The organism is Corynebacterium tuscaniense (assembly GCF_008693065.1).
Lineage (GTDB): Bacteria > Actinomycetota > Actinomycetes > Mycobacteriales > Mycobacteriaceae > Corynebacterium > Corynebacterium tuscaniense.
Window position 1 is genome coordinate 1 of sequence record NZ_VXKH01000157.1, and the last position, 717, is coordinate 717.

The window sequence follows — 717 nt, forward strand, 5'->3', positions numbered from 1 at the left end:
CGGCGATCGCCATTGTCAAACCGAACCACACAGCCTGTTTTTGGGCATGCCGAAAGACCAGCTGTTGCTGGCTTTCAGCATGAGGTGTGAGGTGTCTCGCTTATCTTCCGTAGAGCAGTGTCATCGCCCCGTAGGGGTGGACAGTATTAGCCACCAAGTACCCCCGGGGTGATCGCCAGGTTGGTGTGCCACGGATATTTTCCACCCTGCCCCGGTAGGCGTGTTCCGGGTCGTCATCGTTGGTGCGGTTGTGATAGCGGCACAGCATCGCCAGGTTATCCATATTGGTGTGCCCGCCTTTCGACCAGGCACGGATGTGGTGGACTTGGCAGTTATCAGCAGCATGCCGGCACTCCGGCACCGGGCAGGTCGGCAGTGTGGCCCGTGCCAGGTCACGTTGTTTACGGTTGGCGAACCGTTGCGTGTCATACAGGTTCACCGCACCTTCCTGCGGGTGGAATAACGCCACCTCCAATTGGTCCCCATAATGCTGCGCTAGGTAGTCCGCACCGGTGATCGTCGTGCCATCGGTTAACCCCAGGATGGTGTCGTCGCCGTCACCGCCGATGATGGTGATGTAGTCCGGCAGCGGGACCAGGATCAGCGGGCGGGGCACAGCAGGTGCCACAGCTGGGGCAACAGAAGCCGGGGTTGTGGCTTCGTTGTCCTCAGAAGGGCGCAGGCCGAGCATCGTCATGAATGTTTCGTACATCTGTG

1 protein-coding gene is annotated in these 717 nt (G+C 60.0%); it reads right to left on the reverse strand.

From position 1 onward, the window contains the following. Positions 1–100: 100 nt before the first annotated feature. On the reverse strand, positions 101–717 hold a 617-nt coding region (locus F4V54_RS11020), incomplete at its 5' end, for an HNH endonuclease signature motif containing protein (protein ID WP_150387160.1).